Below are 21,586 nucleotides of genomic sequence, written 5' to 3'. Positions count from 1 at the left end.
TAAATCCTCAATTATTGTAGCATAATCCTTCATAGAAGAAAATGAAAACTACCTATTCACCTGTAAGATTTCTGCTTTGTTTTTTACCATAACACCTTCATAATAAACAATTTTAGATAAATATTTCACTGACGACTTATGTATAAATAACAGTTGCACAACAGAAAGACAAATGAATTGTATTATTAATATACGAATAAGAATTCTTTCCACTTTTTTCAACGTAATGGCTCCCTCCTATACTATATTTGCACATTTCGGTTCGTGATTTTATACATCGCACATATAGCAGTTAATTTTATTGTCATTTTCGGGGCATAGTTTTATACATTTCCATTGTCGAATTTACTCAAAACATGTTATGTTCTAAATGTATTTTTTTACTTGAAAGGGGTATAAGCATTGAAAAGAATCCTAGTTTTACACACAGGTGGAACAATTGCAATGGAGGAAGACAAAGAAACTGGGGTCGTACAACCAGGTGAAAAAAATCCTCTTTTAAAATTCATTCCTGATTTAGAAGGCGATGTTGATTTAATCGTTGAAGATGTGTTCCATCTACCATCTCCTCATATGACACCGAGCGAAATGTTACAGTTACAAGTCATCATTGATGAAAGAGTAAAACAAGACAACATTCATGGCGTAGTCATTACGCATGGTACGGATACATTAGAAGAAACTGCCTATTTCTTAGATTTAACAGTACAAGCAACTATCCCGATCGTTGTGACAGGTGCAATGCGCTCTAGCAATGAATTAGGTGCTGACGGTCTATATAACTTCTTATCGGCTGTAAAAGTAGCTAGCAGTAATGAAGCTGCTGAAAAAGGTGTATTAGTCGTATTAAACGACGAAATTCATTGCGCTACAAATGTAACGAAAACACATACAAGTAATGTAGCAACATTCCAAAGTCCACAATACGGACCAATTGGTATGGTAACAAAACGTGGTGTTGTATTCCACCATGCTTTAGTACATCACGAAACATATTCAGTAAATAAGGTTTCTAAAAATGTAGTCGTTCTAAAAGCGTACGCTGGTATGGACGATACATTGTTAGCAGCAATTGAAAATCTTCCAGTAGACGGGATTGTTATCGAAGCACTTGGACAAGGTAATTTACCTCCAAGAACACTTCCTAGTCTAGAACGATTAATAAACAAAGGTATTCCTGTCGTATTAGTTTCTCGCTGTTTCAACGGCATCGTTCAAGATGTATATTCATATGAAGGTGGCGGCAAACAATTAAAAGATATGGGGATTGTATTCACATACGGTTTAAATGCTCAAAAAGCACGTATTAAATTATTAGTTGCATTAGAAAATACAAACTCTCATGAAACAATCCAAAGTATGTTTATGCACAATTAAAAAAAGAAGCTGTCGAAGTTTACTTCGACAGCTTCTTTTTACATTTCTCTTGTTGCAATGGTTTGTGCAATCGCATCTCCATGAAATCGACCGTTCTCAATAAATATTTCATTTGCATTATTTCCAGCAGCAATTACACCTGCAATGAAAATATTTTCAGCGTTCGTTTCCATCGTATCCTCTGCATAAATCGGACGTCCTGTTTCTTCATCAATCCGAACACCCATCTTTGTTAAGAAACTATGATCAGGATGGTAACCAGTCATCGCAAATACAAAATCATTTTGGATTGTATATGCCTCGCCCTCAACTGTATACGTTAACGTATGTTCAGTAATTTCTTTCACATGAGCCTCGAAATGCATGTGAATTGTGCCGTTTCGTACTAATGCCTCAAACTCCGGCAAAATCCACGGCTTTATACTTGGTGAATACTCACTTCCGCGATATAGTACCGTTACACGCGCACCAGCTTTAACAAGTTCTAACGCAGCATCTACACTCGAGTTTTTCCCACCTATCACTACTACATCTCGATCAAAATAAGGATGTCCCTCTTTAAAATAGTGAGCTACTTTCTCCAATTCCTCACCTGGAACATTCATATAATTTGGGTTGTCATAATATCCAGTTGCTACAACAACATATTTCGCTATATATATTTCTTTACTTCCATCACGCTTTGTTGTTTCAACATGAAAAACTTCTCCATCTTTCTGAACGTTCTCCACTCGCTCAAAAGCATTTACACGTACAGATTTACGCTTTACTACTTCACGATAATACGCAAGCGCTTGATTTCGAACAGGCTTACGATTTTCTGTAATAAAAGCTACATCACCAATTTCTAATTTTTCACTAGAAGAGAAAAATGTTTGATGAGTTGGATAATTATAAATCGCATTTACAATGTTTCCTTTTTCAATTACTAACGGATTTATCCCTACCTTTTGCAACGAAATTGCTGCTGCTAATCCGCACGGACCGCCTCCAATTATGATAGCTGTTTCTTTCTGCATACCCGGCTCACTCCTAGTCTTTTACCAATACACTATTTATAAAAACAAGAAAAAACCTACTTACAGCAGTAGGCACCTATCTTTATTGTATTCATTTTTCATATATTTGTCATCTAAACGAAACGTACATCCGATAGACATCTGCTAAAAACTGCTGAAATTTAATACCTTGTTTCCCTAATACATTTTCAGGATCAATCTTTCTAGCTGGGTCAAGTGTTTTATGTGATACGATAGCTTTTTTCGGATTCAAGCCGAAGTTTTGACATAAATACGCATGATACCACGTAAAACGGGTATATGCTTCCCAAAAGTTAACATCGCCGCCATAGCAAAGTTCAACTCCAATGGCAGCCTTATTGGCATCATAACCATATAAGTCATTATCTGTTGGCACACCATATCGAACATGATAGGCAACTTCATTTATGGGAATAATTTCTAATATTGTTTTATCATCTATAAATGTATGTGCCGAAGCTTTCGGTTGTATTTCATTAAAATAATCTCGATTCCCGATCGCATTGCTACCAGGGTTCCCCGTATCATGACTTACAATAAACCTTACTTTAGAAAGAGGAATTCCGGGTCGCGAACTTCCATACCCAATATAGTTACGCTCTATAGGAAACATCGCCATTACTACCAACTCCCACTTCAGAAGATTACTTTACTTCTTTATATATGTATTCGGGAGCAATGTCCTTATCGCATATTTCTTACGCGAAGAGAAAATCGAAAATATTTGATGTGAATACCATAAATAACAAAATACTTACAGCAACTCCATAAAAACCGTAAAACCAAACACAATCTTCTTTCGTATCTAAACCGAAAAATTTATTTACTGATTGTAATAATGTGCCGCGCTTACTTTGTTTGTTTCTTAATACTTCCACTCGTTCTACAACATCCGCTGGCATCATAAATCTTTGGTCTACTGTCATTTTCATCATTTATCTCTCCTTAAAATCATTTCCGTTTTGTTTATCTAAGGAAAGTATAGCACGTTTGTTCGTACGGAACAAGCGTTCTTTTTATTTTTCTTATTTATTTTTCTTATTTATTTTTCTTATTTATTTTTCTTATTTATTTTTCAGCAAACCAAGTCAGAATCGAGATTACAAAGGCGATAATTGGCCCTACTACAACCGCACCAAATATTAAAAACAGCAGTCCTTCCCCGAACACCCGAACGATACTTGTTTTTTCGGCTTTCGTCGTTCTCGCAAATTCTCCCTCTAACCTCTTAACCTTTTCTTCTAATTGTTCTACTCGTTCCATCATTTCATTTTCCATATACAACACCTCACTCTAATATTTCAACAAAAAAAACGTGATTCCCTTGAAAGGAATCACGTTTTCTCACGTTATAATATTATACCCAACCTCTGAAACGACTTGCTTCAGCCATTTTACGAACACCGACCATGTACGCTGCTAAGCGCATGTTCACTTTACGAACTTGTGCTGTTTCATAAATAGAATCAAATGATCTTACCATTACTTTTTCTAAACGTTGTTCTACTTCTTCTTCAGTCCAGTAGTAACCTTGGTTATTTTGTACCCACTCAAAGTAAGATACAGTTACACCACCAGCACTTGCTAATACGTCTGGAACAAGTAAAATGCCGCGATCAGTTAAAATTTTAGTTGCTTCTAATGTTGTTGGGCCATTTGCAGCTTCAACAACGATTTTCGCTTTAATATTATTAGCATTTTCTTCTGTAATTTGGTTCTCAATTGCAGCTGGAACTAAAATGTCGCAATCAAGTTCTAACAATTCTTTGTTTGAAATTGTATTATTAAATAATTTTGTTACTGTACCGAAGCTATCACGACGGTCTAATAAATAATCAATATCTAATCCGTTTGGATCATGCAATGCACCGTAAGCATCTGAGATTGCAATAACTTTCGCACCTGCATCATGCATAAATTTAGCTAAGAAGCTACCAGCATTACCGAATCCTTGAACAACAACGCGTGCACCTTTAATATCAATGTCGCGTTTTTTTGCAGCTTCGCGAATACAAATTGTTACACCTTTCGCCGTTGCTGTTTCACGTCCATGTGATCCACCTAATACAAGTGGTTTACCTGTAATAAATCCTGGTGAGTTAAATTCATCAATACGGCTATACTCATCCATCATCCACGCCATAATTTGAGAGTTTGTGAATACATCTGGAGCTGGAATATCTTTCGTCGGTCCTACGATTTGGCTAATCGCTCGTACATAACCGCGGCTTAATCTTTCTAACTCACGGAATGACATTTCACGTGGGTCACAGATAATTCCACCTTTACCTCCGCCATATGGTAAATCAACGATACCACATTTTAAACTCATCCAGATTGAAAGTGCTTTCACTTCATTTTCTGTTACATTCGGATGGAAGCGAATTCCACCTTTCGTTGGACCAACAGCATCATTATGTTGTGCACGATATCCTGTAAATATTTTAACAGTCCCGTCATCCATACGAACTGGTATTTTCACTGTCATCATACGAACTGGTTCCTTTAATAATTCATATACTTCGTTTGGATAACCCAATTTTTCTAACGCTTCACTAATAACAATTTGTGTTGAATTCAATAGTTCAAAATGTTGTTCCCTTTGTTGTTGTGTTTTTGTTTGAGTTCCCTTTTCGGCTACCATAGTAAGTAAACCCCCTGTAATTTCACTTGTTTAGTAAACCTTCATTGCCTAGTATACACCGTTAAATTTGGAATGCAATAGAAAACGCTAACAAATATATACAAACTATTTTACATTGCAAGCGTTTTCACTATCATTATAGTCCTTTTATCGCTTTTAGAAAAGTAAAATACTTAAATATTTAAATATTTTTTATTTTACTTATATACAGCACTTTGAACTGATACATTTAAACAAAATAAAAAACAAAACCTTAGCTTTGTTTTATTAGCTAAGGTTTTGTTTTTTCACAAAGTAATTGTGTATTTGTTCAATTGCTTGAGAATCCATTAATTCTTTACCATACTCCATGAGGCGATAAATAGTTGCTGTAGACGGATTACCATATTCCGCTAAAATAGCTATAAAATCTGCCTTCAGTAATTGAATTTGCTCTTCTTCTTCCACCCAAAGATAGAAACGCCCATCCCACGTATATAATTTTCCGCCAGTTACATCAAGGTTATATAAACGATTCGACAGGTTAATTACGTCATCTAGTGTAGCAAACTCATACAGTATATGTTCGCTTTCATCTAGAGTCACTTGCATTTCAATAAACTCGTCACGGAACTCATCATCTGTATCGACTTCTTGATGTTCTTTCGTTACAATTACGACCATTCCTTGCGCTTGTAGAGAAAATACTTCAACTGCAATCGGACCATCCGCTTCAAATCCTAATTCCTTATTTGCTTCTTGCATCATATCACGAAATAATTGCTGTACTTTCGGTGCATTTCTCCACAAATCTTCTTTCGTTAATCCTCGTTCAGATAAATCATCAAATGTTAAGAAAATTTTTATTTTATTGTAATTTAATCGTTCCAGCCTCATCTCATACCCTCCCTACGTAACCAATGAATATAATTTTTATTATATGAAATAGAAAATAGATGGTTCTTTTCGAACAACTATTCTAACATTTTTAACCAATCATCCCATTCTTCTTTCGTATCACCAATTAGGTTTTTTTGAATGTTCAACTGATCTCGAGCACTTATTTCTCCTATAAAGCAAACAGAAAAGTTCTCATTTTTTTCTTGTAACAAATTCACATTGTTCATCGCGTTCTTAAGTTCTCGTCCATCATCAAGAGAGACTACTACATATGTAGGTTGTATTTGCTCAACAGCTAACAAAATACGTTCTTCCGCTAAGCCCGACCTAATATATATCACCTCATATCCTTTTAATCGTAAATACGTTGAGAAAACAAACCCTCTCAACATATTATTTTCTAACACGACTACTTTGTGTATAGAAGAAAATGATGATGCATTATGATACACCATCCCAAGACGAGTTTGTAAAAATGATACGACATATTGGAATTGCACCATTGTAACTTCATTGTTATTTTTTAACGTTAACAATTTATTTGACACTTGAAGAACAATACTTGCTATAACTTTTTCTGTTGCATAAATACTAAAAGCCTCGTTTAACAATGCAGAAGTTGTAATTTCATCAAATTTTAACAAAGCTTGTAGCAAATCGTCCACTAAAACAACTTCTCTATCGTAATGTATTTCTTTTTGAACATCACTCTGCAAACGATTCCCTTCTAATAATTGAACTGCTTGTCCAATCATCATGCCGGAAGAAACCTTGTCCATTAACCATTTCAAAATCTGAATATGCTCTTCTGTATATAATCGATGCCCCGCATGATTCCGCTTTGGAGCAATTATTTGATATCGTCTTTCCCATGCCCGAAGCGTACTCGGCTGAATTCCAATTATATTCGAAACAGCTTTTATGTTATATTTTCCGTTTAGAGTTGGCATCATTTCCCTCCCCGTAACGTAATAATATGCGTTTGAGCAGGTGCTCGGAAACGAAGTGGAATCAACGTTGTTCCATAGCCATTACTAACAAAAAGAGTCGCATTTGCATGCTTATATACGCCACCTTTTAAATGTTTTTTAGATGGGAATAATCGGATTTGTCCTCCATGTGTATGTCCACTTAACACAAGTGTAATTTGTTCTTTTCCAGACATTTTATTTATTATATCAGGGTTGTGGCTAATTAATATGCGAAACCCCTTTTCTTTACAATCAGCCAACGCTAAATCTAAACGATCACGTTTCAACCCAACATCATCTACACCAAGCAAACAAATTTTTTCTCCTAATTCAGACTCAAATACAACTCTTGTATTATCTAAAACTTTCACATGATTTTCTAATAACAACGCATCTAATTCATGATATTCAATCTCATAATCATTATTTCCCCATACAAAGTATACAGGAGCTATCGCTCTTAACTTTTGTATATTTGCAGAGATTTTCGATAAAGGAACACCTTTTTCCGCTAAATCACCACCTATAATTACAAGATCTACTTTTCCTTTTACTTGTTCAATTAACGAATTTGAAATGAGCCTTCTATGAATATCAGATATAAAAAATACATTTACTTTTTGAAAACTTTCCGGAAACTCTTCAAATACTAAAGTATGTTCCAACACAGTATCACGCGTTGCTTCTCTATACATTACAAGAAGAAATATAATACCAATACATATGAGAGTACTTAATAAGATAATCCATATCATATATTTTTACTCCCCTCCTCATAAAGATAATCCTCAGTTTTTATAGTAAGTGTTTTACTAACTCTCTTGTTTTGTGGACTTACCTTTTATCGGAATTTTTAATTCTTGCCCTACATTCACTTCATCTTCTTGTAAATCATTATACTTTTTAATTACTTCGATCCCAGTTTCATCTGAAAAATATTGCTTCGCTATACTTTCTAAAGTTTCTCCCTCTTTCACCGTATGCGTTATGATTTTCTCGGACGATGCTTCGGACTCAGATTTAGCTGAATCAAAGAAAATAACCTCAAATGCACTTTTCCCAGCATTATTCCCATCACTTTTCACCTGAATATATTTATCTGTATACCATAAAATACTAATTGGTAGTAATATGAATAGAAATGTTAAAACTCGGACGAAAATATGGTTCATTTTAAACTTTTGTTTTTTCTCTTTATTTCTATGAATTTCACTACGCGGCGGTAAACCTTCTTTTTCTTCCACTCGCTCAACTTCTAATTCCTCTTCAAAATCAGGAATTCGTTTCCTCATGTTGTTCACCACCACCTTCCATTTATTTTCTTAATTGGAGTCCCATTATAAAATCTACAAGAAAGTGTGCAAAGATTGTTATAAACAAATTCCCTGTCCATTCAAATACATAACCAAAGACAAAACTAATGAAACAGACGAAACAAAACAAAAACGGCTTTTTTATATATCGAATATGTAATACTGCAAATACTAAACTCGCTATTACAATTCCAAAGTGCGTCTGTACTACACCTCTAAATAAAAATTCTTCTGCAAAGCCGATAATGAATGTAATAACGAGTAGGTGCATAACTGACATTCCTTGAAACATCCTATCGTTAATACCACCATCATCAAACCAAGACTCTGGAAATACTCGCATTGCAACATAATCTAATAAGACAATACCAATCGCTAACAAGCCACCTATTATAAGTATAGACATCGGTTCCCATTTCCACAGACTATACACCGATTTTATATCTCGGAATAATATATATGCTAGCAAACAACCGATACCAATAATAATGAACTGTGTGATATACAGATTTAGCCGTATTTCTTTCGGACTCATATCTTCAATATTATGCCTTTGAATGTTCATCATTCCCCCATCTTTTCTAGACCGAAAAGCTTTTGTAACTCTGTTTCCCAATTATAGTCGAAATCCGATTGTTGCGCTTGTCTTTTTTTATAATCTGTTTTTGTAATATGACAATAGTCACAGCAATTTTTCAACTCGTCCTCTTTTCTATAACCGAACTGTTGCAGCAAATATTCACGTCTACATCTTTTCACTTGTATCCATGATTTCATGTTTTCTAGCTCACTATATTTATTACGTAGCCTTATTTCTACTTCAGCTATTAATCTGTTCATAATTTCATCTGACAAGCTCTCTAACATTAATTTTCGCTGTTGTATAATTCCAAGCCGCTCTAGATGATAGCGGATGAAACGCCAATATTGTTCATTAAATCTTGCTGCATTATAACAAATTTCTTCTACCTCTTCTATTGGTAATTCTTTCGTTTGAAACATTTTTTCTTGTAGTAAAGAGAATAAAAATTGTATTTGTGACTGACTTGGCAATTCATCTTCAATGATTGAAATTGGTAAATCGTGATCTAATGGACTACATAGTAAGATAGCTATACTCGGTTCACCATCTCTTCCAGCTCTTCCGATTTCTTGTAAATAGGAAGCTATATTAGTTGGATAATGGAAATGAATAATATATCTCGTGTTCGACTTATTAACCCCCATACCAAAAGCACTTGTACATATTACAAGCTGCAACTGGTCATTCATAAATTGCTGTTGAATTAACATACGCTCTTCATGTTCCATACCACCATGATAGAAAGCAACACCAGTAACGCCTTTTCCTCTTAAATATTCCGTTAAACGTTCTGTCCACGCTCTGCTTGAACAATATACAATCCCTGGCCCTTGCAAATACATAACCTGGTCCAAAAGCGCCTCTTTCTTCTCTTCTATCGTCTCTACAAATTGTACTTCCATTGCAATGTTTGGGCGATCAATAGAGTATACATGCTGCGTCACATTCTTCAAATCTAGACTTTCTGCTATATCCCGGAGTACATCTTTCGTCGCTGTAGCCGTTAATGCTAGCACCGTAGGAGACCCGATATTGTCAATGACTACATTTAGTTTTTTATAATCTGGTCTAAAATCATAACCCCATTGCGAAATACAATGGGCCTCATCGACAACAAATAATGAAATATGAACTTTCTTCAATTCTCTTATTAACAATTCCGACTGTAACATCTCTGGCGAAACAAAAATAAATTTATATGAAGCTAATTTTTTCATCGCTTCTCTTTTTTCATGTAATGTCCGAAAACTATTAAATGCTATCACTCGGTTTTTTACAACATATTTTAATTGTGTAACTTGATCTTCCATCAAAGATAATAATGGCGATACTACAAGTACTGTTCCTTCTTGCATTAACCCTGGAAGTTGATAACACATAGACTTCCCTCTTCCGGTCGGAAGCATTGCTATAACATCTTTTCCTTCTAATAAATCTGTAATTACTCCTTTTTGACCTGGACGAAATTCAGAATACCCAAACCACCTATATAAATATTCCTCAAGTTTCATTTATACCCTCCATCCGCGCCAATACAAGACGAACTTCAAAATAAGAGATATCCTCTCCAACCGCTTGTTTCAACTCACGCAACTTACGTGTTTGTAATGTATCAATTACTCTTGTTACCTTATCTATTTTGTCTTTTTTCATAAACATCTCGATAGAAAAATCTCTTTCTCGCAAAGCAATTTCAACAAAATGATCTTCTATCGTTGCAACCTTTAAATTTCTAATTGTCGCTATTTCTTCTAAAGAGCGCCCTTGCCTCCAAAAATTATATGTTTTTTTCGTTGATAAACTAAATAATTCAGCTCTCTCATTTGGATAAGAAATAATCTCAGCTAATAATGGAAATTCATTTTCTTTATCTCGAACTTCTTGTATAAGGAAATGAATTGTACCCCAAAATAAAAAGTACACCCTGAATATATCTTGTTTTGTAATTTCCGCTAACTGCTGTAATGTACAACCGATACGTTCATATCCTGTTAATCTATATGTTACAATCGTCGCTTCTACCACATCACATTTTCCTAAAAGATTATGTATTTCTTCCCATAATCTTTTCGCCAATTCACTTCGTCTATATGGCATACCTGTTAAAAAGCGTTTCACCCACACCATTATTTCTGTATCTTGTTGAATAGGAATAAACTTCGTATTATTCTGTTGTAAATTAGATATAGTTTGAATAATTAAAGATAATCTTTTCCAAAACGTTTCACCTAATTCACCATAGTGCAAACCATGTAAATGCGCTGGAAAAGCATACACTTCCTCCCATGTATGTAACTGCTTTTTACCTTTAGGTGTTAACCAATATGTATTTTCATGTATCTCTTGAATCAAATCTGCTTGCAATAACTTTGCAACTTCACGATTATACTCAGCTCTATTTAACGATTTATATATTCCAAACAAAAAAGAAATTCGGAACATATTTCCATCTTGTAATGTTTGCGAAGAACGTTTTCCCTTTAATAAATAATAAATAGAAGAAACGGTCCTTTCACCATTCAATTGTTTTAAACAATACAATAAAGTATATTGTAGTTGCATTACCGCTTCCACCCTTCAATCTAACTTAATTACTTTTTGATACATTACCATCTACCCTTATTCATAAAACTTATCATATTTGTACTATATACTTGTATATATTCTATTGTACCAAACGAAATAACATTTACGTATTTTGAAAATCTTATGACATAATGCAAAAATCAGTTGACACTCTAATTGATAAGCATTATCATTATAATTTTATGTTGAAAAGTTTTAAAAACCGTTTTACAATAAGGTTATAATTTTTATGGCGAGCTTTTCACATACATATTATCAGGAGGGAAAAAAGATGGCAAAATATACAATCGTTGATAAAGATACTTGTATCGCATGTGGTGCTTGTGGCGCTGCTGCACCAGACATTTATGACTATGATGATGAAGGTATTGCATTCGTAACATTAGATGATAACCAAGGTATCGTTGAAATTCCAGATGTATTACTTGAAGATATGATGGATGCATTCGAAGGTTGTCCAACTGACTCAATCAAAGTTGCTGACGAATCATTCGACGGCGATGCTTTAAAATTCGAATAGTCTTTTATTAACTTCAAAAAATACCCCTCATTCATTTGAGGGGTATTTTTTGTTTTCTATTTTCATTGTCCTTAATAAAAAAACCACTAGTAGTTCTATACTACTAATGGTTTTATTCCACATTTTATATTTTATGCATTTTTCATTTTTGCAAACACCCATACTTTCAGGCGTGAGAATAACGCTACAAATACAATTGTCACAACAATTCCTTTAATCAAATTAAATGGTAAAATCGCTGTTACAACCGTTGTTCTTATAGCCTCGCTAGACATAGCTGGTGAATTTAAAAACCAAGTGTAAGCTGGGAATATGATGATGTAATTTAATACACTCATAATGAGTGCCATTGTAATTGTCCCTAGCATTAATCCTGTCGTTAAACTTTTAACAGTACGATACTTTCTAAATAAGAAAGCTGCTGGTCCAATAAATAAACATCCTGCAATAAAGTTAGCAATTTCTCCAACTGGTACTCCCGTTAAACTCCCTTGAATCCCGTAATGTAAAATGTTCTTTATCGCCTCTACAATTATCCCTGCAACTGGCCCGAAAATAATCGCAGCAATTAGAGCTGGTACATCACTAAAATCAATTTTTAAAAATGGCGGAAGCCCTGGGAACGGGAAATCCAACATCATCAGTAAATATGCAATACTACTTAGCATCGCTACACTCACCATCTGCACTACACTGTTTTTTTGTTTCATCTTTCTCTCTCCTTTTCCATCGATCATCTCATGGAAAGTGGAAAGGTTCTGCTATGCCTACTTTTTCATAGAACGAAAAAACCCTTTGTGTTTTACACAAAGGGAGAATTTAAGGCACATCAAACAGACGTTCAAATCCATATCTTTTTTGAACGCTTGAACCTCCATCTTCTCCCATCCAGACTATACTGTCGGCTTTGGAATCACACCAAATCCTGCCTTAACGGCTCGCGGGCTTAGAACAAAATCATATATAGTTCATCACCGCCGGTCGGGATTTTCACCCTGCCCCGAAGATAGACCGATATTCTATTTTCCATTTCATTATACAACAACATGATCGTATTGTGAACAAAAAAAGCGTAACTTATTAAAAATAAGTTATTAATTTTATATAACCAATCCATTCATTATATTTTACAATACACTCCAGATTTTTTAGTATTCGGCATTTCTCCTACGAATCCCCTAGTCATATATAATTAAAAGTGATAAGATGTTGAATTGTTAAGATAAGAACATTTTCTGGATTATGGAGGAAATGTCATGAAGAAAGAAAAGAGACACTCTATTCGAGAAGCAATGAAAAAAAACTTAAGAAAAGAATACTTTTACTTAAAAAAAGAATTACTTTTCTACTGTCCAATTGATTTAGGCACATTCTCAAGCGAGACATACTATGCTGCTTTCGATGAAGATGGCATCAGTATTTATCAGTATGATAAAAAAACAGAAAGTAAATTAAAATTATGTGAGCGTCATCCGTGGAAGAGTTGGAATAAAGTGAAGGTGGATCATTATTTAACAACTTCCCAATTTATTTTCCAAGGGGAGCGAAACTGGATATTATCCCTTTTCCAAAAAGGAAAAGAAGCTCAAAAAATAATCGAAGAGCATACATCTTTACAAACTGAAGTTGTTTCTCGCTCTTTCTTAAAAAAACTTCCAGGTTTTCGTTCTAATGCACCATTGAATAAATACATCGGCAGCATTTGCTACACTGCACTTATTGCATTTTTATTAAAGTGGATGATTCCATTTCAAGCACCACAAATCGCCTTGTACTCCATTTCAATTGGTTGTATGCTTCTTGGTTTACTTTGTTTGACAATCGGTTTAATTGAACCGACTATTGTACTGTTTCGAACAAACGAAAAAACAAGAACGAAAGTATTTTACTTATATAGCTACTTAGCTATTTCTGGATTTATATGTGTCTTTATTTTTTGGTAAAAAAAGAGCTAGTTGTGAACTAGCTCTTTTTTACTTTACATATAATTGTTGATTCGGATAAATGAGCTCTTGCTGCAGCCCATTTTTTTCTTTAATTTCTTTAACTGACATACTAAATTTCCGTGCAATGCTAACTAAAGTGTCCCCTTTTTGAACGACATATAACGATGAGGAAACAACTTCGTTTCTTTGTTCATGTAAAACAAGCAATGGATTCATCGCATTTTTTTTCGCCATCGTCCATCTCCCTTGATGAACTTCTAAATGTAAGTGTGCACCCCGAGATTCTCCTGTATTTCCTACTTCTCCAATTATTTCTCCTTTTGAAATATAATCCCCTTGAACTACATATCTCTTATTTAAATGTGCATATACAGCCTCATATTCTCCATGTTTAATAAATACAACATTTCCGTAACTACTTGAATAATAAGACTTTGTTACCTTACCTTCTTGAATAGCTGCCACAAGCGTGCCGATCGGTGCCGCTATATCTATACCGTAGTGTTTTCCGTGCCTTGTCCCAAAATAATCACTTATCTGTCCTTCAACAGGCCATGTCCATTGATTTCCCTCTGCGTACACATGTAATTGAGATAAAAATAATACTGTCAATAACATGACGCCACATTTTAACACTTTCATATACATCCTCCGTTTTCTAATTACCACTATACCCTCTCTATTTTGGTATATTACAGATAAAAGTATACAAAAAAAGAAAGTGAATCACTCCACTTCCTTCTCATTTTTATCACGAAAAACGATTGCACTGCGGTTATACTCCACATCTTTTACTTGTAATCGAGCGTTTATTACTCTAGCTACTGCAAACAAATAATCAGATAATCTATTTACATACTTTAAAACAACTTCATTTATTTTCCCTTCTTTTTGTAAAGACACTATACATCGCTCCGCCCGCCTTACAACCGTACGTGCAATATGAATAGCAGCTGCCGGCTCGCTTCCACCTGGTAAAATAAAGCGCTCTAAAGGCGGTGCTTCTTCTATATACAAATCAATCCTTTTTTCTAGGCTTTCGACCATTTCAATCGTTACTTTATAAGGAATTTTTCCTGCTACTATCGCCAAGTCTCCTCCGCAATCAAATAGTTCATGTTGAATATTTTCAAGTTCATTGTAAATATCTCCGAAAGACCCGCCTTGTAGCTTCGTCATTGCATATCCAATATGAGAATTCGCCTCATCTATCGTGCCATATGCTTCAACTCGAATATCATCTTTAGCCACTCTGCCACCTATTACACTTGTTTCCCCTTTATCTCCTGTTTTCGTATATAATTTCATCGCTTTACGACACTCCTCTTATTATTCTTCATTCGACTAAGTATAGAAAAAAAGTTCTACTATTATTTATTTCATTGATTTTACAAAAAAATAAAAAACAGTAGAACTTTATTCATTATCAACTTTAAAAACGTATATCTAAATTATACGATTCGGCAAATATACAGAGAATGTAGTTCCTTCTCCAACAACACTTGAAACAGCAATTTTCCCCTCATGACCTTGCACAATATTTTTTGCAATCGCAAGTCCGAGTCCTGTCCCACCTTTTTTCCCACGTGTTCTTGCTTTATCAGCTTTATAGAAACGATCAAATAAAAATGGAATATCTTCTTCTGGAATACCAGCACCCGAATCTTGTACTTCAAAAATAAGTCCATTATTTTTCGTATCAATTACAAGCGTTACATGTCCGCCTGCATTCGTATGACGAATTGCGTTATCAATTAAATTCGTCAATACTTGTTCCATACGATCTGCATCAAACGGGTATTGCTCAATTGGATTTTGGAAATCAACCGTTAATTCGACTCCCTTATCCTTTGCAATCCCTTGGAATTTACGACCTATTTTTTCAACGAAAGGATGAATATCTACTTCACCGATATGTAACTCTACATTACCACTTTCCATACGTGCTAAATCTAATAATTCATTTACAAGTTTACCTAAACGAACGGATTCATCATAAATGATTTGAACAAATTCATTAATTTCTTCTTTCGTTTGCACAATATCATCTAATATTGCTTCACTATACCCTTGAAGCATTACCATCGGTGTACGAAGTTCATGTGATACGTTCGCAATAAAGTCCTGACGCATCTTCTCTAGACGGCGTTCTTCCGTCATATCACGCAATACAGCTACCGCCCCACGAATTTTCGTTTGGTTGTAAAGCGGCGTCATAAGTACTACATAGTTGCCTTTTTGTAAATTAATTTCAACCACCTGTTGTTGTTCGCTTTCTACAACGAGATGGAATAGTTCAACAAGTTCAGAAGGTAGTTTTTTACTGAGCTCTACTTCTTTTTCTTCTTGCCATACTTGCAGAAAATGTTCAGCTGGCGGATTGATTACAACAACTTCACCTTCCTGATTTAACGTAATAACCCCATCTGCCATACTACTTAAAATACTAGCTAACTGTTCTTTCTCTTGCTGCAGGGCATTCATATTAAACTTCAACTGTTTTCCCATTTGATTTAAAGCTGTTGCAAGCTCACCAATCTCATCCTGAGATACCATAGGGGCTTTCGTATCAAACTTCCCACGCGCCACCTCAAAAGCAACCTCACGCATTTTACGGAGTGGTGCTGTAATTCGAGTAGATAAGAAGAATGCAAAGAAAGTTGTTAATATAATCGCAATCCCTGCTGATAAGAATATGAAATCAGTCGTTCTCTCCATACCTTGTATCGGTACTTGTAAAGATTCATATACGAACACTGCACTTTGATTTTTTGACTGTACTGGTTTTCCGACAATCATAATATCATTTTCAGTGTTTTTATTCTTCCTACTATTAGAGGCTTTTCTAATGTTATTTTTAATTTCTTTTTTGTCTGTAAAAACAGCCGCTAATTCTTTATCTTCTTTCAAATTATCTATTGTAAGAGTGACTAACCCTTCTTGTTTCGGCGAAGAAGATATTTCTTTACCATCTTCCACAATAATGATCCTTGAAAGTGGATCAGAGAATTTGTACGCGATATTCTCAATCGTTTTTACATCGGCACCTTCTTCAATTAACTCCGAAACACTTGTTGCAACCTTTTGAAGCCTAGCTTCACTCATATCAACATAATATGTTCTAAAAAACTGTGAAAGTAAAATCGCAACAAATCCGAGCACAAACGAAACGAGAAGTAATATGGTCATCCATAACTTCCCTACTACACTTCTCCAAAGCATCAGTCGTTCACAACCTCAAACTTGTAACCTACGCCCCAAACGGTAACAATCATCTTCGCAGCATCTGGTGATTTTTTGCTTAACTTCTCACGTAAACGCTTTACATGCGTATCAACTGTACGTAAATCTCCGAAGAATTCATATTGCCATACTTCTTTTAATAATTGCTCACGATCAAATACTTTATCAGGCGCTTTCGCTAAGAATAATAGTAATTCGTACTCTTTCGGTGTTAAGTTCACCTCATTACCATCTGCTGTAACACGGTGTGCATCATTATCAATTGTTAAATGTGGGAACACCGTAACATCTTTTGTCGTTGTATCTTGTGTAAAGAATGTTGTTGGTACAGAACGGCGTAAGACCGCTTTCACACGAAGCACTACTTCACGTGGGCTAAATGGTTTCACGATATAATCATCCGTTCCTACCTCAAACCCTTGTACGCGGTTTACTTCTTCACCCTTTGCTGTCAACATAATAATTGGCGTCGCTTTCTTCTCACGAACCCCTTTACATACTTCAATACCATCTTTACCAGGCATCATAAGATCTAATAAGATTAAATCATAATCATTTTGTAACGCCATTTCTAAAGCTGTATCACCATTATCCGCTTCTTCAATTGTGTATTGTTCTCTTTCTAAATACATTTTCAATAAACGACGAATACGATCCTCATCGTCTACAATTAAAATTCTTGATTCATTTTCCATTTTTACCCGTTGCGTACTTTTACCACAACGGTTCACACCTACCCTTCTACACTATTATGTTGCGCTATTCTCGTTTATTTAAGCAATCTTCTAAATGTTTCACTTTCTATATTATGCTTCACAAGAATAATAAAGTTTGTTCAATTTTTTTCCAAAACTATGTATTTTTTTTGAACGGTATATAATGTCCTCGACATCATTTTACAAAATCAACCGCTACTTTGTCATGTTTTTCTCAAAAAAGAAGAAAAGTTGACAAAAATAAAATAGGAAAGTGACATTCACTCTCCTATTTTATTTCTCTATGCGTATGAATGTAAACCCGCGATAATTAAGTTTACTACAATAAAGTTAAACATAATGATTGCAAAACCAATTACCGCTAACCATGCTGACTTCTCTCCGTGCCACCCTTTTGATAAGCGTAAATGTAATACCGCCGCATAAAAGAGCCAAGTAATAAGCGCCCAAACTTCTTTTGGATCCCAGCCCCAAAAACGTGTCCACGCTATTTGAGCCCAAATCATCGCAAAAATTAATGCACCTAATGTGAAAACAGGGAATCCAATTGCAATAGATCGATATCCAATTTCATCTAGTAAATCACTATTTGTATTTTTTACTAACGGCTGCAGCGCCGCTGATACTCGTTTCCGTAAAACAAGTCTTAATACAAGATAAAGTAACGTCCCAACTAACACTGACCAAATTACAGTATTTAATTTTTTCGCATTTACAATCGCTGGGACTTCAGCTTTTGGTTCTAATTTATTTTCTGTCAATAACTTTCCTTCATGCGGCCCCACTAAAGCCGGAAGATTGTACTTCATTTCTACTTGTTGTTCATTTTTATCAATCCATTGAAACTTCGCTTCATATTTCATACTAGAAAATACCGTTGTCACTCCAATAAATCCAACTGTACAAACAAGTGTGAACACGACAGTCTCTAACCAAAATGTACGTTTGCTTCTCGTTGATTGATCTACATTTTTTAATAAGTACATAACGCCCGTAATAAAGCTAATTGCTAATATTGCTTGTCCTGCAGCCGCAGTCGTCACGTGAATATGTAACCAATTACTTTTTAAAGATGGAATAAGCGGAGATATTTCCCTCGGAAACATACTCGCATAGGCAATTAATAAAAGCGCAACTGGTAATGCAAAGAGTCCGATTATACTTACGCGGTACATAAAATACATGACAATAAATGCTCCGACAAGCATCATGCCGAAAAACGTACCGAATTCAAAAAAGTTACTAACTGGTGCATGTCCTGATGCAATCCACCTTGTAACAAAATATACTGTTTGTGCAATAAACCCTAAAATTGTAATCGTTATTCCTACATTTGCCCATTTGTGACCTTTTTCTTTAATTGCTCCCCCGAAAAATAGAGTGGCAATTAAATATAAAATAAATGCGGTAAAGAGAAAGTTACTACTTATTTGCACCATATCGTTTCCCCACCTTAACTAATTTTTTTATCCACTACTTTATCATTTGGCTGCGGAATTTCTGTACCTTCTAGTACTCTTTCAATATCTTTCTTTAAACCGAACCAATTTTTATTCGTATGTCCTGCAATCCACCATTCATCATTAACGCGTTGTATCCAAATACGGCGATGATTCCAATACATTCCTTGAATGACACCAACCATAAATATAAATCCTCCAATTCCGAGAATCCAAAGCGTTAAATCTTTCCTTACAGTAAGTGCCGTTGCATTTTGCATTTCCACACCTGCAAACGACATTTTATACTTATTATTTCCATCAGGTTCTATATTTTGCTGAATACCAACAAAACTCACTTCACCATCTGGTGTTTCAGGTGTAAACATTTTAAACACAAATGCAGGATTGTTTGGTAATTTCGTTTTTGTATTTGGTCTTCCTTTCTCGTCAAAATAAAAATCAGGGAAATAGCTTAATAGTTCTAAAGAATAACCATTTCCTAAATCAAATTTTTCTGTAGGATTCGTTAAATCTACTTTAATTGGTCCCCACTTTTGATTATTTGCTTTGTTTTGCAAGTTAAAGGACATGCTTTTAAATTCACTTTCTTTATAATCCACTTGATATACAGCAAATTGATCAAATTTCAGCGGTTCATTCACTCGAATTTCCGCCTCTTTTACTTTTTCTAATTTCGGTTTTTGTCCAGCTATATTTTCGCCGACCGCTTTATACAATACAGCATTCGTTTGGAAGTTCTTCGCAATCATTTTATCACCTACACGATCAATCGCTTCATCAAAAACTTCCTTGTCCTTACTCTTATCATAAACTTCCTTTATAAACTTCTCATTTTTCAAATAGTATTGACCATCTGTCCCTGGTATTTCTTTCGTTTCACCATCACGTAACCAAAGCGCTTCATCTACGTACATACTCGGTAAAAAACGAAGCATCGCACCGAATAAAAAAATAATAAGACCAATATGATTCACATATGGACCCCAGCGTGAAAAACGTCCCTTTTCTGCTAAAACGTTTCCATCTTCCACTTTCACATTATAGTTCGTTCTCTTTAAATTCATTTGGATTCTTTCTAAATCACCATCTTGCGGTGTACCAGTGCCGTATAATCTTTGTCTCTTTAAAAAGCTAGGGTGTCTTTTCACCCCTTGCTTCTTTAAGGCTTTATAAAGCGGAATGACACGATCTAAACTACATATCACAAGCGAAATACCAATTGAAGCAATTAAAATCATATACCACCATGAACCGTATAAATTATTAAATCCTAATTGATAGTATAATTGCCCTAAAAATCCGTATTCTTGCTTATAATATTCAGCGGGTGCAACCCCTGGAGTTATGTACATTTCTTGTGGAAAAATAGTTCCAATCGCCGATGCAGCTAAAGTAATTACAATAAGCCCTACACCCACTTTTACAGAAGAGAAGAAGCTCCAAATTTTATCGACAATCGTTTTTGTTTGCGTGAGAGATCTCCGAGCGCTCCCCTCATAGCGCATATCCAATAGCTTTATATTTCCATTGCTTTCAAATGGTTTCCCGCAAGCTTCACAAAAAACAGTTCCTATTGGATTCACATGTCCACATTCACACTTAATTTCTTTCAACACTCTCACCGCCCCTGTATCTATGTGTACTATTGTATATTCTAACCTTAAGTTACCACAATACTCAGAATTTTTAAACCGAAGGTGCTATAGGTAAGCACCTCTTATGTAAAGGCTTTCTTTATTACGGAGTAATTTTCTTTAAATACTCCTCCAATTGTTCTATCGTTTGTTCACCTTTAATCTCTTGAATTACCTTACCATTTTTATCAATTAAGAAGCTTGTTGGTAATGGTATTACTCCATACGTTTTTATAATTTCTCCACCTTTATCAATTGCGACTGGAAACTTAAGATCGTATTGTTTTACAAAATTCTTAACAGCAATATCTGTTTCATCTGCATCTAACGCAATAATTTCAACGCCTTTTTCTTTATACTTTGGATATAATTCATTCATATAAGGCATTTCTTTCTCGCAAGGTTTACACCAAGTGCCCCAAAAGTTTAAAAATACACCTTTTCCCTTTAAATCTTTTAATTCAATTTTCTTTCCTTCTAAATCTGTTACAACGAAATTAGGTGCTTCTTTTCCAATTTGCATTTTCTCTTCTTTAGTGAAATACCCTTGATAAAGTGTAAATCCTACAGCACCGCTTAAAATGAGCAGAATAATAACACGAAATAATAAACGATTTTTTTTCATATTGTCTCCCCTCTCTTCGACGAGTGATGAATATATGTATTTTTAA

At 34.8% G+C, this 21,586-nt stretch carries 24 protein-coding genes and 1 riboswitch; of the genes, 3 read left to right on the top strand and 21 right to left on the bottom strand.

Annotated elements, in window-relative coordinates; translation table 11 throughout:
* Window positions 1-48: 48 nt before the first annotated feature.
* The gene (locus AAG068_RS07540) at window positions 49-222 is read right to left on the bottom strand and encodes a DUF5359 family protein (RefSeq protein WP_342718775.1); all 174 of its coding nucleotides are present in this window, start codon (window positions 220-222) and stop codon (window positions 49-51) included.
* A gap of 180 nt (window positions 223-402) precedes the next feature.
* Between AAG068_RS07540 and ansA the strand changes: the two genes are divergently transcribed.
* A complete protein-coding gene (gene ansA, locus AAG068_RS07535; RefSeq protein WP_342718774.1) occupies window positions 403-1,377 on the top strand; it encodes an asparaginase in 975 nt (324 codons plus the stop codon).
* A gap of 38 nt (window positions 1,378-1,415) precedes the next feature.
* Here ansA and AAG068_RS07530 read toward each other — a convergent pair whose 3' ends face one another.
* The 12 genes from AAG068_RS07530 to AAG068_RS07475 all read right to left on the bottom strand — a co-directional run bounded on the left by AAG068_RS07530 (window position 1,416) and on the right by AAG068_RS07475 (window position 11,369).
* Window positions 1,416-2,396, bottom strand: a complete 981-nt coding sequence (locus AAG068_RS07530; RefSeq protein WP_342718773.1) for a YpdA family putative bacillithiol disulfide reductase — start codon at window positions 2,394-2,396, stop codon at window positions 1,416-1,418.
* Window positions 2,397-2,505: 109 nt separating this feature from the next.
* Window positions 2,506-3,036: a peptidoglycan recognition protein family protein gene (locus AAG068_RS07525; RefSeq protein ID WP_098670532.1), complete on the bottom strand. Its 531-nt coding sequence runs from the start codon at window positions 3,034-3,036 to the stop codon at window positions 2,506-2,508.
* Between the two features lie 79 nt (window positions 3,037-3,115).
* A complete protein-coding gene (locus AAG068_RS07520; protein ID WP_001983018.1) occupies window positions 3,116-3,352 on the bottom strand; it encodes a DUF3961 domain-containing protein in 237 nt (78 codons plus the stop codon).
* 133 nt (window positions 3,353-3,485) lie between these two features.
* A complete protein-coding gene (locus tag AAG068_RS07515) occupies window positions 3,486-3,695 on the bottom strand; it encodes a hypothetical protein (protein ID WP_342718772.1) in 210 nt (69 codons plus the stop codon).
* 79 nt (window positions 3,696-3,774) lie between these two features.
* On the bottom strand, window positions 3,775-5,061 hold the full coding sequence (gudB, locus tag AAG068_RS07510; protein ID WP_048527007.1) for an NAD-specific glutamate dehydrogenase: 1,287 nt from the start codon (window positions 5,059-5,061) through the stop codon (window positions 3,775-3,777).
* 267 nt (window positions 5,062-5,328) lie between these two features.
* Window positions 5,329-5,937 carry a genetic competence negative regulator gene (locus tag AAG068_RS07505; protein ID WP_342718771.1) on the bottom strand — a complete coding sequence of 203 codons (609 nt, stop codon included), beginning with the start codon at window positions 5,935-5,937 and terminating at the stop codon, window positions 5,329-5,331.
* A gap of 77 nt (window positions 5,938-6,014) precedes the next feature.
* Window positions 6,015-6,890, bottom strand: a complete 876-nt coding sequence (locus AAG068_RS07500; protein WP_342718770.1) for a MerR family transcriptional regulator — start codon at window positions 6,888-6,890, stop codon at window positions 6,015-6,017.
* Window positions 6,890-7,666 carry a metallophosphoesterase gene (locus AAG068_RS07495; protein ID WP_342718769.1) on the bottom strand — a complete coding sequence of 259 codons (777 nt, stop codon included), beginning with the start codon at window positions 7,664-7,666 and terminating at the stop codon, window positions 6,890-6,892. Before AAG068_RS07495 ends, AAG068_RS07500 begins: the two co-directional genes overlap by 1 nt.
* A 57-nt stretch (window positions 7,667-7,723) precedes the next feature.
* Window positions 7,724-8,203 carry a LysM peptidoglycan-binding domain-containing protein gene (locus AAG068_RS07490; RefSeq protein ID WP_342718768.1) on the bottom strand — a complete coding sequence of 160 codons (480 nt, stop codon included), beginning with the start codon at window positions 8,201-8,203 and terminating at the stop codon, window positions 7,724-7,726.
* A 22-nt stretch (window positions 8,204-8,225) separates the two neighbouring features.
* A complete protein-coding gene (locus tag AAG068_RS07485; protein ID WP_342719717.1) occupies window positions 8,226-8,789 on the bottom strand; it encodes a CPBP family intramembrane glutamic endopeptidase in 564 nt (187 codons plus the stop codon).
* On the bottom strand, window positions 8,789-10,318 hold the full coding sequence (locus tag AAG068_RS07480) for a RecQ family ATP-dependent DNA helicase (protein WP_342718767.1): 1,530 nt from the start codon (window positions 10,316-10,318) through the stop codon (window positions 8,789-8,791). The genes AAG068_RS07485 and AAG068_RS07480 overlap by 1 nt, the downstream gene beginning before the upstream one ends.
* Window positions 10,308-11,369 (bottom strand): helix-turn-helix domain-containing protein, encoded by a 1,062-nt coding sequence (locus AAG068_RS07475; protein ID WP_342718766.1) that lies wholly within the window; start codon window positions 11,367-11,369, stop codon window positions 10,308-10,310. The genes AAG068_RS07480 and AAG068_RS07475 overlap by 11 nt, the downstream gene beginning before the upstream one ends.
* A 295-nt stretch (window positions 11,370-11,664) precedes the next feature.
* Between AAG068_RS07475 and AAG068_RS07470 the strand changes: the two genes are divergently transcribed.
* Window positions 11,665-11,913, top strand: coding sequence for a ferredoxin (locus AAG068_RS07470; RefSeq protein ID WP_001151996.1), 249 nt, complete (start codon window positions 11,665-11,667; stop codon window positions 11,911-11,913).
* 131 nt (window positions 11,914-12,044) lie between these two features.
* Here the strand turns inward: AAG068_RS07470 and AAG068_RS07465 are convergent, their stop codons facing one another.
* Complete coding sequence (locus tag AAG068_RS07465) at window positions 12,045-12,623, bottom strand: ECF transporter S component (RefSeq protein WP_000810851.1); 579 nt, start codon at window positions 12,621-12,623, stop codon at window positions 12,045-12,047.
* A 162-nt stretch (window positions 12,624-12,785) separates the two neighbouring features.
* A riboswitch (FMN riboswitch) is annotated at window positions 12,786-12,925 on the bottom strand.
* 244 nt (window positions 12,926-13,169) lie between these two features.
* On the opposite strand from AAG068_RS07465, the gene AAG068_RS07460 reads away from it, so the two are divergent.
* Window positions 13,170-13,856, top strand: a complete 687-nt coding sequence (locus AAG068_RS07460; RefSeq protein WP_000711800.1) for a hypothetical protein — start codon at window positions 13,170-13,172, stop codon at window positions 13,854-13,856.
* A 30-nt stretch (window positions 13,857-13,886) separates the two neighbouring features.
* On the opposite strand, the gene AAG068_RS07455 is transcribed toward AAG068_RS07460, so the two are convergent.
* From AAG068_RS07455 to resA, 7 genes are all read right to left on the bottom strand, one after another.
* Window positions 13,887-14,501: a peptidoglycan DD-metalloendopeptidase family protein gene (locus AAG068_RS07455; protein ID WP_342718765.1), complete on the bottom strand. Its 615-nt coding sequence runs from the start codon at window positions 14,499-14,501 to the stop codon at window positions 13,887-13,889.
* A gap of 84 nt (window positions 14,502-14,585) precedes the next feature.
* Window positions 14,586-15,167, bottom strand: coding sequence for a cob(I)yrinic acid a,c-diamide adenosyltransferase (locus AAG068_RS07450; RefSeq protein WP_342718764.1), 582 nt, complete (start codon window positions 15,165-15,167; stop codon window positions 14,586-14,588).
* 138 nt (window positions 15,168-15,305) lie between these two features.
* Complete coding sequence (gene resE / locus AAG068_RS07445; RefSeq protein ID WP_342718763.1) at window positions 15,306-17,081, bottom strand: sensor histidine kinase ResE; 1,776 nt, start codon at window positions 17,079-17,081, stop codon at window positions 15,306-15,308.
* Window positions 17,081-17,797 (bottom strand): DNA-binding response regulator ResD, encoded by a 717-nt coding sequence (gene resD / locus AAG068_RS07440; protein ID WP_000426862.1) that lies wholly within the window; start codon window positions 17,795-17,797, stop codon window positions 17,081-17,083. The genes resE and resD overlap by 1 nt, the downstream gene beginning before the upstream one ends.
* Before the next feature lie 302 nt (window positions 17,798-18,099).
* On the bottom strand, window positions 18,100-19,257 hold the full coding sequence (gene resC / locus AAG068_RS07435; RefSeq protein ID WP_087958103.1) for a cytochrome c biogenesis protein ResC: 1,158 nt from the start codon (window positions 19,255-19,257) through the stop codon (window positions 18,100-18,102).
* A gap of 14 nt (window positions 19,258-19,271) precedes the next feature.
* Complete coding sequence (gene resB, locus AAG068_RS07430; RefSeq protein WP_342718762.1) at window positions 19,272-20,897, bottom strand: cytochrome c biogenesis protein ResB; 1,626 nt, start codon at window positions 20,895-20,897, stop codon at window positions 19,272-19,274.
* A 121-nt stretch (window positions 20,898-21,018) separates the two neighbouring features.
* Window positions 21,019-21,540: a thiol-disulfide oxidoreductase ResA gene (gene resA / locus AAG068_RS07425; RefSeq protein WP_306185403.1), complete on the bottom strand. Its 522-nt coding sequence runs from the start codon at window positions 21,538-21,540 to the stop codon at window positions 21,019-21,021.
* Window positions 21,541-21,586: the final 46 nt, after the last annotated feature.

It is taken from the genome of Bacillus paramycoides, assembly GCF_038971285.1.
Classification (GTDB): domain Bacteria; phylum Bacillota; class Bacilli; order Bacillales; family Bacillaceae_G; genus Bacillus_A.
Note: the sequence above shows the minus strand (reverse complement) of the source record. Positions and strands in the feature narration are given on the sequence as shown.

What these genes read in the sequence shown, in the direction of transcription:
- AAG068_RS07525 (WP_098670532.1), bottom strand. Translation starts at nt 3,036, where the DNA reads ATGGCGATGTTTCCTATAGAGCGTAACTATATTGGGTATGGAAGTTCG.
- AAG068_RS07480 (WP_342718767.1), bottom strand. Translation starts at nt 10,318, where the DNA reads ATGAAACTTGAGGAATATTTATATAGGTGGTTTGGGTATTCTGAATTT.
- resD (WP_000426862.1), bottom strand. Translation starts at nt 17,797, where the DNA reads ATGGAAAATGAATCAAGAATTTTAATTGTAGACGATGAGGATCGTATT.
- AAG068_RS07520 (WP_001983018.1), bottom strand. Translation starts at nt 3,352, where the DNA reads ATGATGAAAATGACAGTAGACCAAAGATTTATGATGCCAGCGGATGTT.
- AAG068_RS07450 (WP_342718764.1), bottom strand. Translation starts at nt 15,167, where the DNA reads ATGAAATTATATACGAAAACAGGAGATAAAGGGGAAACAAGTGTAATA.
- resA (WP_306185403.1), bottom strand. Translation starts at nt 21,540, where the DNA reads ATGAAAAAAAATCGTTTATTATTTCGTGTTATTATTCTGCTCATTTTA.
- AAG068_RS07515 (WP_342718772.1), bottom strand. Translation starts at nt 3,695, where the DNA reads ATGGAAAATGAAATGATGGAACGAGTAGAACAATTAGAAGAAAAGGTT.
- AAG068_RS07495 (WP_342718769.1), bottom strand. Translation starts at nt 7,666, where the DNA reads ATGATATGGATTATCTTATTAAGTACTCTCATATGTATTGGTATTATA.
- AAG068_RS07530 (WP_342718773.1), bottom strand. Translation starts at nt 2,396, where the DNA reads ATGCAGAAAGAAACAGCTATCATAATTGGAGGCGGTCCGTGCGGATTA.
- AAG068_RS07470 (WP_001151996.1), top strand. Translation starts at nt 11,665, where the DNA reads ATGGCAAAATATACAATCGTTGATAAAGATACTTGTATCGCATGTGGT.
- AAG068_RS07485 (WP_342719717.1), bottom strand. Translation starts at nt 8,789, where the DNA reads ATGAACATTCAAAGGCATAATATTGAAGATATGAGTCCGAAAGAAATA.
- AAG068_RS07465 (WP_000810851.1), bottom strand. Translation starts at nt 12,623, where the DNA reads ATGAAACAAAAAAACAGTGTAGTGCAGATGGTGAGTGTAGCGATGCTA.
- resE (WP_342718763.1), bottom strand. Translation starts at nt 17,081, where the DNA reads ATGCTTTGGAGAAGTGTAGTAGGGAAGTTATGGATGACCATATTACTT.
- gudB (WP_048527007.1), bottom strand. Translation starts at nt 5,061, where the DNA reads ATGGTAGCCGAAAAGGGAACTCAAACAAAAACACAACAACAAAGGGAA.
- AAG068_RS07475 (WP_342718766.1), bottom strand. Translation starts at nt 11,369, where the DNA reads ATGCAACTACAATATACTTTATTGTATTGTTTAAAACAATTGAATGGT.
- AAG068_RS07500 (WP_342718770.1), bottom strand. Translation starts at nt 6,890, where the DNA reads ATGCCAACTCTAAACGGAAAATATAACATAAAAGCTGTTTCGAATATA.
- AAG068_RS07490 (WP_342718768.1), bottom strand. Translation starts at nt 8,203, where the DNA reads ATGAGGAAACGAATTCCTGATTTTGAAGAGGAATTAGAAGTTGAGCGA.
- AAG068_RS07505 (WP_342718771.1), bottom strand. Translation starts at nt 5,937, where the DNA reads ATGAGGCTGGAACGATTAAATTACAATAAAATAAAAATTTTCTTAACA.
- AAG068_RS07460 (WP_000711800.1), top strand. Translation starts at nt 13,170, where the DNA reads ATGAAGAAAGAAAAGAGACACTCTATTCGAGAAGCAATGAAAAAAAAC.
- resC (WP_087958103.1), bottom strand. Translation starts at nt 19,257, where the DNA reads ATGGTGCAAATAAGTAGTAACTTTCTCTTTACCGCATTTATTTTATAT.
- AAG068_RS07455 (WP_342718765.1), bottom strand. Translation starts at nt 14,501, where the DNA reads ATGAAAGTGTTAAAATGTGGCGTCATGTTATTGACAGTATTATTTTTA.